Genomic DNA, 16,030 nt, shown 5'->3' with positions numbered 1-16,030 from the left:
GTATGCGGTATCTCTTCCTTATCCTCTCTGTGCTGTTTTCCTTCGGTTTTGTGGCTATAGCGGAACCTCGGAAATCTGTGGGGTTGCAACTTCTTCTTTCGTTTAGTGGGGCTTTTTTGCTGGCGCTTACGATCTTTGACCTCTTTCCTGAGGTTTATTCAGTTCCGGAACCGGAGTCTATCGGGATATTTATCATGATCGGGATCCTCCTCCAGATTGTCCTGGAATTGTTTTCGAAGGGGGCAGAACACGGGCATGTGCATTGGGATAATAGCAATACCTCATTTCCCTGGATGTTGTTCATCAGCCTCTGCATACACTCCTTTATGGAGGGTCTTCCCCTGATCGATTCCAGTCCGATCTTATACGGGATATTGATCCATAAGGTCCCGATCGCAATCATACTGAGCATGTTCCTGCTGAACTCTAATTTAAGGACGTCTTATGCCGTTGGGTTTATCCTTGTGTTCTCTTTAATGACCCCTTTAGGGAGCCTACTTTCCAGTCAGCTCGAAATCATCAATGAGTATCGCGCACAAATCACGGCCATTGTCATCGGGATATTGTTGCACATCAGTACGGTGATCCTGTTTGAGACTTCCAAAGAACACGTTTTCAATATCCGAAAACTGGGCGTGATCTGCCTGGGGTTCCTCGTGGCGTATTTAATATAGAGGTTATCTGCTGATTTTTAATTTGCATAAGAGCTGAGAGCAAATGTGCTCAACAGTTCATCCTATTTTTGAAGTATTTGGCGTGAAGGCTTTTCCTGTTATAAAAGATTAGCTATAATTGCCCAAATTCCAGTAATTCAAGAATGACAAGAATGCCTTTTAGTTCCTTAGCAAAATCAACACTTCTCCTTGTAGCTTTTCTTCTGATCAACTCGTGCTCATCTGATTCTGGTGAGAACGATCTTCCGCCAGATGTGACGCCTCCTCAGTTAAGCATAAACATTTCAGGGTTCCCCAATTCCACACCGAACACGCCAATTATTGTAAGCCAAGAACTGATCGTCAGTATTTCGGCATCCGATGCAGGAGGAATAAATAAAATTGAAGCCTTTATAGATGATGTCAAAGTCGGAGAAGACACAACAAGTCCTTATCAGATCTTTATTGATATATCAAATTATACATCCAAAAATGCTATTAACGGAAAATATCGGGAGTACACACTCGAAATTGTAGCAACGGACGAGGCCGGCAATTCTTCCAGTTTAACCCAACTATTATATATTGATAATGAATTACCTGTGATCAGTGAGGTGAATTTAACGGCTGACCAGGTCCTTGCAGGCAACACCAATGAAATTTCATTTTCAGTGAATGACAATGAAGGGTTAAGTCTGGTTGAGGCTTCTGTAAATGGTCAAATTATCGGAAGTTTTACCGAACCTCCTTATATGGTCAACATCAATACTTTCAACTATTCGGATGGTGAAAACACCTTTGAAATAAGCGCGACAGACGAAGCGAAGAATACAGCTAATTTCACGGTTCCTTTCATTGTTGATAATACAGGACCTAATATTTCTAGTGTTTCAATCTCGGAACAGCAGATCCTTGCGGATCTAAGCGTATTAACAGCTTCTATTGCCGACATCTATTCAGGCGTTCAATCGGTTACCTTCTTATTGAATGACGTGATATTATCAGAGTTTCAATCCGGGGATCCCTATGAATTCGAAATTGATCCCGAAGAAATCTCTACAGGTGAACAAATCCTAACCATTCGGGCACTCGATTCATTGCAAAATCTTTCAGAATTGAATATTTCAGTCCTTGTAAAAAGAAGATTGGCACGGTTACATATTCCTCAGAACTATTTCAACGAGTCACTCCCATCTAATCATTATCTATTCGCTTCGGCCATGGATGGAACTATTCTGGATGCGCAAATGGTGTCGTCACAAAATACGGTAGTCGATTTGTTCGCTCCAGGGGAATACGGTTTGGAGGAGGAGTTTATGTTGACTTTTGCTTCCACAGTCGGGGTTAATGCCAATAATTCATTTTTAAATACCTATCAAAACGTTACCCGTACTCAACTTCAGGATCTAACTCTTCCAGAGTCCAGAAGATTTATCTACACCGGTTCAAATTTGTACTCAAAGCAGGATTTAGATCCCCAAAGTGAATTGAGTCTTTTTGGCGCAGATTATGGTCTAAGTTCGGATGAATCCGGCAACACCTTGGTCGATAATTTCATTCCTGATGGACATCCCTATGATTCTGACATTCTATATGCTTATTTATTTAATACCTTGAACGGATCTTACAGGGCGCAAGTCATATCGGAACCTGTTCCTTCTGACTTTGTATTTGTCAACAATGATTTTGAAACCATAAATAACGTTTCAGGGTCATTTACAACTAATCCGGCAAACTATCTCAATCAAAATGCCAGCAGGCTTGAATTATTTGGATTTGAATCGCAAGAGTCATTTGACAACAACATCTTTCACAAAGTATTTGGATATGGTTATGGAAGCAATATGCTCACCTCTTTCCCGTACATTTCGAGTTCTTATTTTTCCCACTATTCTCATCAAATAACGATAGGAATGTTCCATTCGGAAGGACCGGGACTGCCTTCAGAGGTATATACTATTCCTTCATGGGACATTACATCAAATTACAGCGGTCAGACAGTGAACCTGACATTAAATGGCTCAGGACACATAGTCGGTAAGCTCAGTTTTTCTGATCAGGGAAGCAGTGCGAGTCCTTATGAATGGGTTATCACATTCGACAGTCAGGTGTCTAATGAGGTTATCATTCCTGAGTTACCGGTCGAGTTACAATCCGGCCAACTCAATCAGCTCAGGGATTCGGGTACCCTGGAACTTCTTCAAACGGAATTAAGGGATTATGAAAATGTATTTTCGTATGATGATTTTATCAATGATCTGGTCCCTATAAATAGTTATAACAGACGCAAAATCACAAGATCTGATGGAATTATTTCGAATGATTTTGGAGGATTTTATTGGATGCCTCAAAACAATTTTTTTGGAGTCCGGTAAATGCGGCAAGTTGGGATCGCTTAAAAGATAGGGGTATGAAAGGTAAGTAGGTATTTTACTCTAGAATATCGAATATTAAGCACCAGTGACTAATGGCTCCCCCCAGAACAAAGAGGTGCCAGATAAAGTGGTTATAGGGGATTTTTCTGACCGCGTAAAAGACGATTCCGAGGGAATAAAATCCACCCCCCAAAAACAGCATGGTCACCCCGAATGCGGACAATTGCTCCCATAGGAATGGAAAATCGACCACGATCAGCCATCCCATCACAAGGTACAGGACAAGGGACAGGTACTCCAATTTTCCGGTATAGAAGATTTTGAAAAGGGTCCCTGCCAGGGTAACCCCCCAAACTATGATAAAAAGTAGGACGCCTTTGGATTCAGCCAGGGTTAGCAGAGCAACAGGAGTATAGGTTCCCGCGATCAGAAAATAGATACTGATATGGTCCAGAACCCTCAGTCTGCTCTTGATCCTTGGATCATTCACGGCGTGGTATAGGGTGGAGGCGGTAAAAAGAAGGACGATACTACCGCTGTAAATCAGGATGCTCCAGGTTTCCCATGGGTTCGTGGAATCCTGTTTATTCCAGAGAACGAATGCTCCGACAATCCCCAGTATGACCCCAAGACCGTGGGAGATCGCATTCAGTCTTTCTTCCTGATGGTAGCGTTTTGAATCAGACATAGGAGGAACTCACATTCACTTATATCTCACTCCGTGTTTGATCACCAAATCCACGTCCTGAAGCAGATTGATATATCTCAGCACATCTCCTTTTACTGCAATGATATCTGCGTATTTCCCGGGAGTGATGGTGCCCACATCCTCCGAAACACCCATCCACAGGGCAGGCCAGTAGGTTGCAGCACGAATGGCATACATGGGATCTATGCCGAATTCATTGACCCAGACATCGAGCTCATTCCAGGTAGACTGGCTGTGGAACTTCATAGGTATTCCGCTATCTGTCCCAACCAGTAAGACCACACCAGCATCCATGAGTTGCCGGATTTTGGTCTTGAGAGTGGGTTTCCTGACTGGTGTCAATTGAAAGTACGGCAGTTGGTCGGGGTGTTTGATGCTCTCCCGGATATCGCGAATAACGCTATCGGGCAGGCCGAGATGCCAGGAATCATTGTCCAGTTTTTCGGGGTTGTCCCGAACGTATTCATAGTTGTAGAGACCTTCCACAGTAGGACACCAGAATAGGGGTCCCAGATTCATTTGGGCTGTTCGCTCCCGGATCATCTCCATGACGTCCTCAGGGTATTTCGGAGCAGAAGAGAGACCGGTATGCTCAAAACAGTCGACCCCAACCTGCAACCCCCTCCTGATCTCTTCAGGTCGGTGCCCGTGGGCTACCACCTTCAGATTATTCTTGTGAGCTTCATCTACCACAGCCTTTAGTTCTTCCATGGTCATCTGATCCTGGTCGATCAGTTTAATGACATCTACCCCGGCTTTCGCCAATTTCTGGATTTTTCGCCTTCCATCCTCGGGACCGTTTACACCCCAGCGAAAGTCCTCTGTTCCCGGATAGGGTTTATGCTGGATAAAAGGCCCTGATACATAGAGTGTAGCGCCGGGAATTTCACCGGAATTGATCGCATCCCTGACCGCAATACTGGCATCGAGGGGTGCACCCAGGTCCCGAGCACTCGTTACCCCGGCCATCAGGAGTTGATGAGCTGAAGATGGCATGATCACATCCTTGAATAGGGGAGGATAGGTTTTGTCCCAATGATCGTAATCAGCATGACCATTGATCATGGTATGTACATGCATATCCCAGAGCCCGGGCAGGATACTCATCCCTTCAGTAGAGATCACTTCAGCATTTTCAGGAATGGGTGTATTGTCCTGGTTTCCAACAGCCAGGATTCGTTCACCTTGGATAATGATGACACTGTTTCTAATAGGATCGGACCCGTATCCGTCAATCAACGTACCCCCTACAAGTGCCTTTACTTGGACATTTTGTGCCCATATTCCCGAGAAACAGGATAGGGTAAATAAAATCGCGGAGATCTTATGTTTCATAGTAAACGTTTTATTATGCATTGAATCTTTAATTTTTGTAATGCCAAAATGGAATGCGGATGATAGTTCTGAGATAGCTGCTGTCCCTTAGGTGATCCATGCGTTTAACACTGAGAACGTGTTTTCCCTCGGGGATAGAATCCATGTTGAGAAAGGTTTCAAATCCCATTTGTTTTCTTGGATTTAAGGTAAATACGAACTGAGGTTTGTAATCGACAGAATCGATAGAAAGGGTATACATCTCCTCAATAGTCTTCATGTATTCCTTTAGTTCTCCACGCTTTTCCCAGGAAAGAACCCCGTCTGTAAAAGCAGAGTGGATTCCTCTCTTGTCTTCCTCCGGTTTGAGCTTTTCATTGAAGTAGAAGACATCGTCCTCAATCGTACTTCCGTACACCACGAACACATTCAGATAAGGATCGGGGATGATTTTTGAGGGAATAGAAGCCCTATCGGCAAAAGAATTGTTCATTTCGATCAGGTCGTTATAATTATTGCTATTCGCAATCTGGGAATTTGAATTCATTTCCTTATCCAGATAATTAGAGGTGCTGAAACCGGTCGCTGAAAGGATGAAAATGCCCAGATACAGGGGAACAATGATCATGCTTAGTCTTTTTCCGAAGCGGGTGTCAAGAAAATTATAGACCATGGGCCTGTAGAGGAAACTCAATGTGATGTACTTGAAGACCCAGTATACGGGATAGTAAAAAAACGTGGTCCACTTTTTCTTTTTCAACCATCCTTGTGTGATGAAGTCTATGAATGTAAGGAGAACCCCGAAGCTCAAAAATAGGATAATTGGTACTCCTATTCCTAAGCGCACCCAGTTGGGTGTTTCCTCCTTATCTATCCACAATCCGATAAGTGCAAAGGTGAATGAAATAGCCAGCAAACCGAGCAGATAAAAGACTAGAAGGAATGTGACGGCAAAAATGATACTGCAGTACTTTTCCAGGGTAGCCACGTAGCTATCAAAGGAACCCACCCGTCTTTTGAGATGCTTGGTAAACTTGGGACTGTAGGGAAGTTTTTCGTAATCAATGTCTCCGGACACATATCTTAACCCTATGGCCCCGATCCACAATCCCCTTAATATTACATGAGCTATTAAATTGACAGTCAGAATGTACCATGAAACAGTCAATCCCTGCATGAGGAAGATCTTGTACATATTTCCATCATTCTGGGCTTCCAAGTTTGCCATTTCTATAGGGTCGATAATCATAAAGAGACCGTAAATAGCAAAACCTGAAATGATCAGCTCAAGCTGCCAGCTCTCTTGCTGCAGGACATCCAGCCATTTTTTGAACTTGGCATCATGTGGATTATTACTCATGAACAAACTGGTTGAGGAATATAAATATATAGGAAAAATCTGCTTATAGGCAGGTGGATCCGATATTTACGTAAGCTTAACGATCTATCTTCACCGCTTTTCTATTTCCGTATTGCGGATTATTTTGTTCTCAAGGGGGAAGAAGGACGTTAGTCCCCAGGGGGATAACGTTCATTTATGGTTCTAACTATGGTACTAATTCCAGACTTATCATAGCGTCTGGTGGTCATTGCTTATTCAGAACATAGCTCACGCTCCTGTTTCTCGTCCGGGTATCGGACATACAGGCAGCTTTCTCCTGTATAGATATTTTCACCTTTCCGCCAGTACATCATGTACGGATCAGGTACCGAATGCTCATCCGCCATGATGATCTCATTTTCCCATTTGCGGTAGTGGCGGTCGGTTGGATAGAAATTTACTTCGCCTGCTATCGCGGACCATTTCCCTTCGGTAGTTACAAAAACCCGATAATTCGGCCTTCCGGAGGTCACCACGGTAACATGGAGGAACGTCCCATCTTGCCTGAATTCTAGCCCGAAGCCCTTACTCACGCCCGATACCACCATATAACCGGTGGAGCTATCCTGCCTGTTTACCTTGGCCCCCGCCAGGGTCCCCCATTTTCCGACCAGGGAGGCATTACTGTTTGAAAATACGACTGTTGTGATCACCGTGTCGGGCTCAGTTACAGAAAAGGCTTCATCCTGCACTGGGATCTCCGGCGTTTCGGGAATATTCAGTTTGCCGAAATATACATTGGCCTCATTCTTACCAGGGGCATAGTACATGATCAGGTGCTGAACTACTTTCTCCAGATACATGAACGAATGATCTCTTTCCGAAGTACGCAATTTCCATCCGAGAGAATCCAGGTTATGGATAACGGAGTTCAGCCAGAGCTCGGAATCGGATTTCAGTCCGCCCCTGTTGGGCCATACAAATACCTCCAGATCGCTTACAGTATCGGGGCCTGTTTCCAATTCCAGGGTAGTCTTAGCCAGGCCCACAAAAAAACTCCTTGTGTCCTTCAAAGGACGGCCGTTAAACTCAAGACCTGTAAACTCCGAACAGGCAACAGGTGTCAGGTTTTTTTGTGCCGAGAGAGAGAACAAGAGGGTCATGGAAATGCAATTCAGGAGACCTTTCATCCTGTTTCTTTTCGATTATAATTAAGCTTTATCAACAAATTTTACTATGAGCGCCGTCCAGATCGCTCCGAGTTTGATCCATTAAATCCTTTGCAGAGATCCCAATTCGTTTCCAGATTCATCAGTACGGCGAAAACTTGCCGTCAATTCTATTCCATTGGAACATGCTCGACCTTAATTTGGATCAGCCCTTTCACCAATTCGGTATTCTCGTCTATCCTATACTTGACATCCTTATACAAATTTGCGATGACTTGCTTTCCCACCTGGGCATCAAAGATAAATACCGTCTTCCCCGGGGAGGTTAGTTCATTGATATCCTTTCTGTAGCTATCCTGTTTCTTTTTGGCCTCGTACTGATTCTTCAACTTTTCCCGGGTTGAGCCGATCTTCACTGATTGATAGCCTCCTAAAGTGGTCATGATCATGGCGGCGAGATCCATTCCCTTGTCCAGGTTATCTTCCATTTTATCTGGGCGGATGAACATATAGTTCGCAAGGGGCAACATTTCACCTTTATAAACTTTGTGCAGATCCTTGGCTATCTGATAATCGGAATCCCCGAATAAAGGCATAAATACGATGGAATCAGTGGCCTGGCCTTTACAAAAATCCAGCTTGAATTCGGGAAAGTTCAACAGGTACCTTTCGGGTCCCGAATATGCAAACGTCACTTCTTCATCATCATCATTCCTGATGGTTTTGGTCCCTGAAATCACCTTGATGGGGATGGCAACAACTATATGATCTGTATTCATAAAATCCACATCGTATTTCACCATCCGGTAGGAACACTCGTTGGGTATTAGCCTGGTATAGGTCTTTTTTTCCGTAGCCATGACTCCCGTGGCCCTTAGTTCCAATTCCTCCTCATCATCCGTTTGCAGATAGTCAAAATCCAGATCAAGGGTAAGCGCAAATCTGTTATAGTTCTCGACCTCATCAAAAATTTCTCCTAGGCCGTTTTGACCAGGGGGAGATTCAATGCCTAAAATAGCTTTTTGTCTTTCCAGGGATAGGTGACTTTGAATATTTAAAACAAAATCGTGGTTTCTGAGACCTTTTTGCTCTTTAAAATAATCTCTATAAAGTTTATCTAATGATATTATCTGGGAAGACAGGTCGGAACTATTGTCCTCGATGCCCAACAGCGCTTTCTGTCTCTCATGAGTCAAATACATCCTGTTCACTGTCTGGATATATTCGATCTTCTTGCCATAAGTGGCAATTAACAATTTGATTTTCTTATCGATTCGTAATGACAGATCCTCAAATAATTTTGTCCCCAGGACTGATTCGTTTTCTGTTTCCACTCCCAATAGAGACATCTGCCTTTCTGCACCGAGGACAAACGACAAAATTTCCCGTTCCTTACCAAGAAATTTCTCCTCCCATGCTTCAAATGCGAGGCGTTCCTGCTCCTTAAGCTTCCCGTCACAGGCTGCACACATACTAAAATCAGTCTCAGGGGGAGGCGGAAAATCCTCAACCGGGGGCAGGGCTTCAAACATCCTTTTCGCTTTTTCCATTGTTTCTTCAAGGAAACTCTTTGCTCGATTTTCTTCAGGTCCATTGGCTCCCGGATTGTCAGAGGCAGGTTGTGAAATGGCGAACTTGCCCACACCGTCCGCAGGTGTTTCGGGCAAATCGATGACATTATTCACGATCTCCCCGTACTGCTGATTAAGGTCATCATAGCGTTCTATGGTCTTTTCCAGCTCGGGATAGTACATAAAACCATTTTTCATCTTATCGAATTTCTCGACCAGCTCATCTTCCTTTTCCTGAGCCATTTCCAGCTCGCGTATGAGAGGTTCAAAAGGATCGGACTTCTTATCTGGCTGTGCGACCACCCGCTTCTTTGTGCGCTGGTACTGCACCACCATGGAACTCGTGGTGACCAGGGTACTGTCATTTATTCTTTTACCGCTGTACCACAGCAACCGATCGTTGTACTCTCCGATCCTGGGTGCTGTTACCGGCTGCTTCAGATCGATGGTCACTACGGGCGATGATCTCGGCGGGGTGGAAGTAATCGCTTCCTTTTTAACCGATTCAACAGGCTTCGAATTCATCCCTGCCATGCCTTCAAAGGAGGCGACGATCTTTTTAAGGCTGGCCAGTTCTTTTTCAAGTTCTGGAACTTCGTCCGGGTCGTTCACCCTGGCTTCAGCAATTTCTGCTTCGAGTTCTTTAATCTCCTGTTTCATCTCCCGGATCTCCTGTTGCATTTCGGAATGCTCTGTTTTATCCTGTGCCAGCAGGGGCCAATACATCAGAAAGGGCATAATGAAGACTACAAACCATTTACAACGTGTCATGATTCTGCAATTAAGAATTACTGGATAAAAATAAAGGACTACATTCGCTCATTTTTCCCCTTTTTCGGGGATAAGCATCCTAGGAATCAAGCTGAAGTAAATTTTTCAGAAAAGCCTTTTTCACCATTTCGGCACTGTTCCGCGCCCCGATCTTAAGCAGCAGGTGTTTTCTATGGGTGTCTACAGTTGTAGTACCCAAGTAAAGGCGGTCTGCTATCTCCGCATTGGTCAATCCTTCAGCGATAAGGGACAGGATCTCCTTTTCCCGTTTGGTGAGCACCACCTCCGGGCCCGTGGATTGTCTGAGAAGGCGGGAGACCTCTTCATTCATATAGACTTGCCCGCGCATTACGGTATCCATGGCCTTTAACAGCTCTTTTTTGGCAGCGTTCTTCAGAATATATCCGGACGCCCCGCTTTCCAGCATCTTTTTTACAAAACTCTGCTGGTTGAACGTGCTCAGGCCGATCACTTTTACAGAGGGGTATTTCTGTTTTACCTCGCGGCAGAGTTCAATCCCGCTTTTGTCCGGAAGGTTGATATCCATCAAAATGATATCGGGATTCCGGGTTAGGAGCTCTGCCATACAGAAGGCTGCATTGCGGGCTGAACCCACCCATTGGACGGATTTTTCATCCTGTAACAATGAGCGGATACCTTCCACTACCATAAAATGGTCATCGACAATAAAGAATTTTGTGGTCATGTCTCAATACGTATTTGTACAGATGTTCCTTCCCCGGGAGCTGTATGCAATTCCAGCTGACCCTCCAAAAGCTTGATGCGGTTTTTGATGCTGCCCCATCCAATGCCCTGCGATTTTTCCAGTATTTTGGGATCGAATCCCGAACCATTATCCTCAACCGTAATCTCCATCGTATTTCCGCTTCGGATGAGTTGCACTATGATCTCTCTTGGATAACCGTGCCTTATGGCATTGTGAACGAGTTCTTGTACAATCCTGTAGATAGAAAGGGAAACGGACTGTTCCAGCTCCAGTTCTTCAAGTCCTATGGACTGGTAACTCACCTTCAACTTATCCTCCTGATTGGTAAGGGAGCAGAAATCCCTCAGGGCTGTATCCAGGCCAAAGGTTACCAAGGTTTGAGGCATCATATTATAGGCAATCCTACGGATCTCATCGATAGAGAAGTCCAGCATATCTATACCTTTTACATAGGCTTCCCTGTTGATTTCATCCTCCCCGGCAGAAAGCATTGCGTTCTGGATGGAGAATTTAATGCTGGATAGCATGGACCCCAGACCGTCATGTAACTCCCTGGCCACGCGTTCCCGTTCCTTTTCCTCCCCATGCAATACGGCTTCTATGGCCATGAGCCGGGTCTCCAACTCAATCTTATTGAGCTTTTTCTGCCTCAGGGCCAGTTTGTGCTGAAAATTTCTATAGAGTAGAAATCCGATGATGATCAATAAAACAATGGCAATGATCAGTGAGGTGGAAAGCAAGTTGCGGTTCCTCAGGATACGGTCCTGCCTTTGTGCCTGGCCCTCCAGTTGTTCAATCTGCCGGGCCTTTATTTCGGACTCATAGCGTTTCTCGAGCTGAAGTACGCGCGACTGAATCTGGGAATTCAGTATTTCATAGGCCTTGGCATCGGCCTCCTCCTTATAGTCCATTTGGGAAGCATAGTCGCCCCCGGCCAGGGATACCTTCTCCAGCCATCGGAGGGCATCCACTTCTTCAGCTCCCAATTTCTCCTTTCTGAAGGTCTCCAGGGCCTTTAATCCCAACAACTCTGCAGACCGGTAGTCCCTTCTGTACATTTCGTATGCAGACCTTATTAAAAAAGCCTGTCCGATGCCAACGGCGTCCCTGATCTCCTCTGATATCTGCTGTGCACTTTGGGCTGCACCCCGCATATCTTCCCATTGCCCTTTACGCTGATAATATTCGGAGAGCTGCAGCTGCGCTGCAGCCTTGAGATAGTTGTCTTCCATGGCCACCGCGATCTCCAGGGCTTCCCGGAGCACCGCCCCGGCTTTTTCCGTTTCACCCAGGGCAAAATGGTTGGCAGACATATTGCATAGGGCGTATCCCAATTCGTGGGTCATTCCGTGTTTCCGGGCCAGGATAATAGACTGGTTCCCCAGCGCATAGGCCCGGTCATAGCGCCTGAGTTTCTGATACAGGGTTTGCAGGATATCTGAACCTTTGGCGATAAATGGTTCCTGCCCAAGGCCTTCAAAGAGGGTATTCCCCTCCATGTACAGGGGTATGGCTTCCTCGTAGAGATTGAGCAGTTGAAAGGAAGAACCGGTGTTGAAAAGGCACTTGGCCAGGACAAGTGAATCTCCCATTTTTCTTGCTATACCAAGGGACCTTTGGTTAAGTACCAGGGAAGAATCATATTTTCCCTGCATATTGAGTACGTAGGTATAGTTCGATATATACTTCAGTACACCGCGATCATAGCCTATGCTGTCGCTTACAGCCCCCGCTTTACGGTACCAGGCCACCGCTGAATCGGGGTATGCACCCTCCAGTCTCTGTCCTTCGGCAATCATGCGATCGACCCCGGCAGAATCCCGTGTTACCGCAGCATACTTCAAAGGGAGAACCGGGGTATCCTGGAGGTCCTGCCCCATGGTGGCCCAATGAAAGGAAAGCAAAATGCTGAGCGGCAAAAAGATCTCTTTCATCTCTATGAAATATCCACTCTAAGGTACGGATTGCGGTTCATCGTTTATCCCTTTTTTCAGGTATTTTAAATTCCCCTTTTTAAGGGATATCCTCTTTATGGAACTGGAATACATTTAGATCATTCACTTTAAATCTGCACAAGATGAACATTAACAAATATATCTATGGTACGGCAGGCCTGTTCCTGCTTCTTTCCGTGAGTGCATGCAACATAGATGAGGGGTCTGACCGGGAGGACTGCGGCCCCGCATTCTGTATCAGTGATCTGGCCGGAACCTGGGATGTTACCCTTCTGGAAGTCAGGTCCTGTACAGGTGGGGAGGTATTCAACCTGCTCATCCCCGGGATCGTTCCTTCTATGACGATCCAATCGAACGGGAGATTTACCCTTAGGGTTGACCTGGGGGAAGGAACCGAAAACATAACAGGGTTGATGTATTTCGAGGAAGGGGCTTACTTCACCATACAATTTGATGAGGATCCGGAAGATGACCCGACCTATTTTGCCGAATTCTTCGATGGAAGTGTATTGGAATTAGCCGGGGAGGATGGATCCACTGAATGGGACTTCAACGATGACGGAATCGATGAATGCGCATGGATCAATCTCGTCCTCGAAAGAGATTAAGCTGGCTATAACTGAAATGCCATTACAGGGAAGGTTTTTCAGGCCTAGTGAATGCCTGTTTCAGGTCATCTGACCTTGCCGGTATTGGCTATAATGGCGCCCGCTTTTTGGTATATCAGATCATTTGAAAACCCATGAATGAAATCCCCTTTTTCAGGGATATAGATTCTTTACCCAAACTTTACTTTTAACCTAAATCTAAATGACACAGAAATGAAAACAGCGATTCAGTTGTTGATGGTGATAGCCTTACTGGCTTTCCCATTCGGATCCGATGCCCAATTGTTGCAGAAAGTAAAGAAAAAAGTAACCGGGCAGGTCGAAAAGAAAATAGAAAAGGGACTGGAGAAAAAATCAACCCCTGCAGAGCCATCATCCTCGGATACAGAACCGGTAGCAGAGCAGGGATCCGGCACGGAGACCTATACTGCTTCCTCAGATCCGGAAAACCGTACTTCCTATAAGTCCAAATTCGATTTTGTGCCTGGTGAACAACTCATTCTTTGGGAAGATTTTAACCAGGATGCCATTGGCGATTTTCCGGCATTATGGTTTACCAATGGCTCGGGTGAGGTAGTAAGTGTTGATGGCAAGGAAGGTAAATGGCTGATGCTGAAGGAAAATTCAAGTTTCTTTTTTGATTCCTTTGTTGCCCTGGGTGAGAATTACACGATCCAATTTGACCTTTTTTGCTCCGTCCCTTTTGAATGGGGTTCCAGTCCAATACAGTTCTTTTTGAGGAACGTGATCGATCTGGATCGATTTCGTAAGGGGGACAATGGTTCCGAGGCTTCATCCTGGAACATCAATAATACATTCTCCTTCAAGCTGCATCCCGGCATAGTTCCACCTCCAAATAGTTATGGCACCAATGGATATGGTGAATACAGGGTGAATGGGATTCACGCCAATAATATTGATCTCAAGACCATCTGGTTGCCATCTTCGGAAAAACACCATATTAAGGTTTCCATTTGGGGACAAAAAGAGCGATTGAGGATCTATGTCAATGAGAATAAGATCGTGGATGCACCCAAAATCCTTCCCAAGGATATGAAACCCAATTTATTCGAATTCCAGATTTCTTCTATGTATGAACAGGATAATTATTTTATAGGCAATATTCGAATGGCTATAGGCAACCCGGACACAAGGAACAAATTGCTTACCGAGGGGAAATTGGTGACCAACAGTATCATGTTCTCGGTGAATTCAGATAAGATCAAACCTGAATCCTACGGAGCACTTAAGGAGATATCCGGAATAATCAAAGAGAGCAAAGTCAATGTCATGATCATAGGGCATACAGATAGTGATGGGGATGAATCTGCCAATATGGAACTTTCAAAAAAGCGGGCTGAAGCCGTCAAAAATGCTCTGGTTTCTGATTTTGGGGTAACCGGGGATATGTTGAGTACTGAAGGTAGGGGTGAAAGTAGTCCTCTGGAGTCGAATAGCACCTCTATTGGTAAAGCCAAAAATCGACGTGTGGAATTTGTAAGGATAATAAACTAGAATAACTATACCAACAATAATAAATTTATAGCGAGATGAAAAGGATTTTTATTGCTTTTGTTATATCCATAGTTGGATTTTTATTGATTTCAGGAATTGTAGTCAAAACACTAACGGATCCTATTTTTACAAAATTAGGCATTCGGGATACCAATGTATTATGGATACAATTTGATTGTGCGGCATCTGAAAACTGTGTTTTCGGTGCGCCCAGAATGGAAAATCTCTCCATAATCAGGGCCCTTACGAGCGGTGATCAAATCATAGTGGCAGAAGAAGCTTTGGACTATACCAAATCCTATTTCAAATCAGATGCATTTCTGATTAAATACGAAAAGGAACGGCAGGCCCATAAACCAAAGGTAGCAGAACTCAACCAGGAAACCAGGGAAATGTACGAAATGCAACTGGCAGAATACAGGGAAATGTACACTCCGGAAGTATTGGACATGTTACCCGAAGAAGCCAAAGCGGGTGCCTTGTACGAGCTTAAACGCATGGAGGCAGCTTTAGATGGGAATATGGACCCTGAAGATCGAAAGAATTGGGAATTCAGATATCCTGCAGAACCTAATGATCTATTGATAAGGAGTATCAAAGATTTCCTTGAAATCACTAAAGATGTAGATTTCAATGCTACGACTAAACTCAACCCCAAGAATAATCATCAGGTCTTTACGAATCCCGTATATGAGAAAAAAGATACCCAATGGAAGGCTTGTTTTCGTGCCGGAATGGAGTTAACGAATTTTGTAAGAGCCTATTCACAGGACTGGCTTTCCGAATTGGAACGCCAAAAGAAAAATGGTTAGATCTCAATCAAGTAACCAATTGTTTGTCTGGTTGGAAGACATAATACATACCTGGTTGTCTTCATCCTGCTTTAATCCTTCATTCTCGGAGATTATCTTTTCATCAAGGGGGAATAAGGACGTATGTCCCCCGGGGGGAATGTCTTTCCTGTAGTAATGATCATCAGCGGGTAAGTTGGATAGCAAGACATAAAAAAAGCATCCTAATTGCTATGAGTGCTTTTAAAAAAGGCGGCGACCTATCCCTGACTGTCCGTGAACACGAGCCGTGGCGATGTGTGAGCGGCTACCAGGAAGGGATCCTGAAGCGAGCCTGGGCTCTGCTTCAGGCCTTGGTGCCTGATTCATTGTATAGCATAAAAAAAGCACCCATTTTGCTATGAGTGCTTTTAAAAAAGGCGGTGACCTATCCCTGACTGTCCGTGAACACGAGCCGTGGCGATGTGTGAGCGGCTACCAGGAAGGGATCCTGAAGCGAGCCTGGGCTCTGCTTCAGGCCTTTGTATATGATCCTTTCATAGAATAAAAAA

The 16,030-nt window shown here is 44.7% G+C and carries 13 protein-coding genes; 6 read left to right on the top strand and 7 right to left on the bottom strand.

Annotation, left to right across the window (positions count from 1 at the left end):
• Positions 1-2 precede the first annotated feature (2 nt).
• Both GWK09_RS10910 and GWK09_RS10905 read left to right on the top strand, forming a co-directional pair.
• Complete coding sequence (locus tag GWK09_RS10910; RefSeq protein WP_163693460.1) at positions 3-674, top strand: ZIP family metal transporter; 672 nt, start codon at positions 3-5, stop codon at positions 672-674.
• A gap of 152 nt (positions 675-826) precedes the next feature.
• Positions 827-3,028 (top strand): Ig-like domain-containing protein, encoded by a 2,202-nt coding sequence (locus GWK09_RS10905; RefSeq protein ID WP_163693459.1) that lies wholly within the window; start codon positions 827-829, stop codon positions 3,026-3,028.
• A 55-nt stretch (positions 3,029-3,083) separates the two neighbouring features.
• On the opposite strand, the gene trhA is transcribed toward GWK09_RS10905, so the two are convergent.
• From trhA to GWK09_RS10870, 7 genes are all read right to left on the bottom strand, one after another.
• Complete coding sequence (gene trhA / locus GWK09_RS10900; RefSeq protein ID WP_163693458.1) at positions 3,084-3,716, bottom strand: PAQR family membrane homeostasis protein TrhA; 633 nt, start codon at positions 3,714-3,716, stop codon at positions 3,084-3,086.
• A gap of 15 nt (positions 3,717-3,731) precedes the next feature.
• A complete protein-coding gene (locus tag GWK09_RS10895) occupies positions 3,732-5,072 on the bottom strand; it encodes an amidohydrolase family protein (RefSeq protein WP_163693457.1) in 1,341 nt (446 codons plus the stop codon).
• A 28-nt stretch (positions 5,073-5,100) separates the two neighbouring features.
• Entirely contained in the window at positions 5,101-6,411 is a 1,311-nt protein-coding gene (locus GWK09_RS10890) for a hypothetical protein (RefSeq protein WP_163693456.1), read from the bottom strand.
• 233 nt (positions 6,412-6,644) lie between these two features.
• A complete protein-coding gene (locus GWK09_RS10885) occupies positions 6,645-7,562 on the bottom strand; it encodes a hypothetical protein (protein WP_163693455.1) in 918 nt (305 codons plus the stop codon).
• A gap of 149 nt (positions 7,563-7,711) precedes the next feature.
• Positions 7,712-9,883 (bottom strand): hypothetical protein, encoded by a 2,172-nt coding sequence (locus GWK09_RS10880; protein ID WP_163693454.1) that lies wholly within the window; start codon positions 9,881-9,883, stop codon positions 7,712-7,714.
• A gap of 79 nt (positions 9,884-9,962) precedes the next feature.
• Positions 9,963-10,589 (bottom strand): response regulator, encoded by a 627-nt coding sequence (locus GWK09_RS10875; RefSeq protein WP_163693453.1) that lies wholly within the window; start codon positions 10,587-10,589, stop codon positions 9,963-9,965.
• Entirely contained in the window at positions 10,586-12,544 is a 1,959-nt protein-coding gene (locus GWK09_RS10870; RefSeq protein WP_163693452.1) for an ATP-binding protein, read from the bottom strand. The genes GWK09_RS10875 and GWK09_RS10870 overlap by 4 nt, the downstream gene beginning before the upstream one ends.
• A gap of 143 nt (positions 12,545-12,687) precedes the next feature.
• Between GWK09_RS10870 and GWK09_RS10865 the strand changes: the two genes are divergently transcribed.
• The 4 genes from GWK09_RS10865 to GWK09_RS10850 all read left to right on the top strand — a co-directional run bounded on the left by GWK09_RS10865 (position 12,688) and on the right by GWK09_RS10850 (position 16,026).
• Positions 12,688-13,173: a hypothetical protein gene (locus GWK09_RS10865; protein WP_163693451.1), complete on the top strand. Its 486-nt coding sequence runs from the start codon at positions 12,688-12,690 to the stop codon at positions 13,171-13,173.
• Between the two features lie 213 nt (positions 13,174-13,386).
• The gene (locus tag GWK09_RS10860; RefSeq protein WP_163693450.1) at positions 13,387-14,688 is read left to right on the top strand and encodes an OmpA family protein; all 1,302 of its coding nucleotides are present in this window, start codon (positions 13,387-13,389) and stop codon (positions 14,686-14,688) included.
• A 215-nt stretch (positions 14,689-14,903) separates the two neighbouring features.
• Entirely contained in the window at positions 14,904-15,500 is a 597-nt protein-coding gene (locus GWK09_RS10855) for a hypothetical protein (protein WP_163693449.1), read from the top strand.
• A 379-nt stretch (positions 15,501-15,879) separates the two neighbouring features.
• Positions 15,880-16,026 carry a hypothetical protein gene (locus GWK09_RS10850; RefSeq protein WP_163693448.1) on the top strand — a complete coding sequence of 49 codons (147 nt, stop codon included), beginning with the start codon at positions 15,880-15,882 and terminating at the stop codon, positions 16,024-16,026.
• Positions 16,027-16,030: the final 4 nt, after the last annotated feature.

The organism is Muriicola jejuensis, from assembly GCF_010671595.1.
Taxonomy (GTDB): domain Bacteria; phylum Bacteroidota; class Bacteroidia; order Flavobacteriales; family Flavobacteriaceae; genus Muriicola; species Muriicola jejuensis.
This window is presented reverse-complemented; position numbering and strand designations above follow the sequence as displayed.

Excerpts from the sequence above, each read along its gene's own strand:
- GWK09_RS10910 (WP_163693460.1), top strand. The coding sequence starts at position 3 with ATGCGGTATCTCTTCCTTATCCTCTCTGTGCTGTTTTCCTTCGGTTTT.
- GWK09_RS10905 (WP_163693459.1), top strand. The coding sequence starts at position 827 with ATGCCTTTTAGTTCCTTAGCAAAATCAACACTTCTCCTTGTAGCTTTT.
- trhA (WP_163693458.1), bottom strand. The coding sequence starts at position 3,716 with ATGTCTGATTCAAAACGCTACCATCAGGAAGAAAGACTGAATGCGATC.
- GWK09_RS10895 (WP_163693457.1), bottom strand. The coding sequence starts at position 5,072 with ATGAAACATAAGATCTCCGCGATTTTATTTACCCTATCCTGTTTCTCG.
- GWK09_RS10890 (WP_163693456.1), bottom strand. The coding sequence starts at position 6,411 with ATGAGTAATAATCCACATGATGCCAAGTTCAAAAAATGGCTGGATGTC.
- GWK09_RS10885 (WP_163693455.1), bottom strand. The coding sequence starts at position 7,562 with ATGAAAGGTCTCCTGAATTGCATTTCCATGACCCTCTTGTTCTCTCTC.
- GWK09_RS10880 (WP_163693454.1), bottom strand. The coding sequence starts at position 9,883 with ATGACACGTTGTAAATGGTTTGTAGTCTTCATTATGCCCTTTCTGATG.
- GWK09_RS10875 (WP_163693453.1), bottom strand. The coding sequence starts at position 10,589 with ATGACCACAAAATTCTTTATTGTCGATGACCATTTTATGGTAGTGGAA.
- GWK09_RS10870 (WP_163693452.1), bottom strand. The coding sequence starts at position 12,544 with ATGAAAGAGATCTTTTTGCCGCTCAGCATTTTGCTTTCCTTTCATTGG.
- GWK09_RS10865 (WP_163693451.1), top strand. The coding sequence starts at position 12,688 with ATGAACATTAACAAATATATCTATGGTACGGCAGGCCTGTTCCTGCTT.
- GWK09_RS10860 (WP_163693450.1), top strand. The coding sequence starts at position 13,387 with ATGAAAACAGCGATTCAGTTGTTGATGGTGATAGCCTTACTGGCTTTC.
- GWK09_RS10855 (WP_163693449.1), top strand. The coding sequence starts at position 14,904 with ATGGAAAATCTCTCCATAATCAGGGCCCTTACGAGCGGTGATCAAATC.
- GWK09_RS10850 (WP_163693448.1), top strand. The coding sequence starts at position 15,880 with ATGAGTGCTTTTAAAAAAGGCGGTGACCTATCCCTGACTGTCCGTGAA.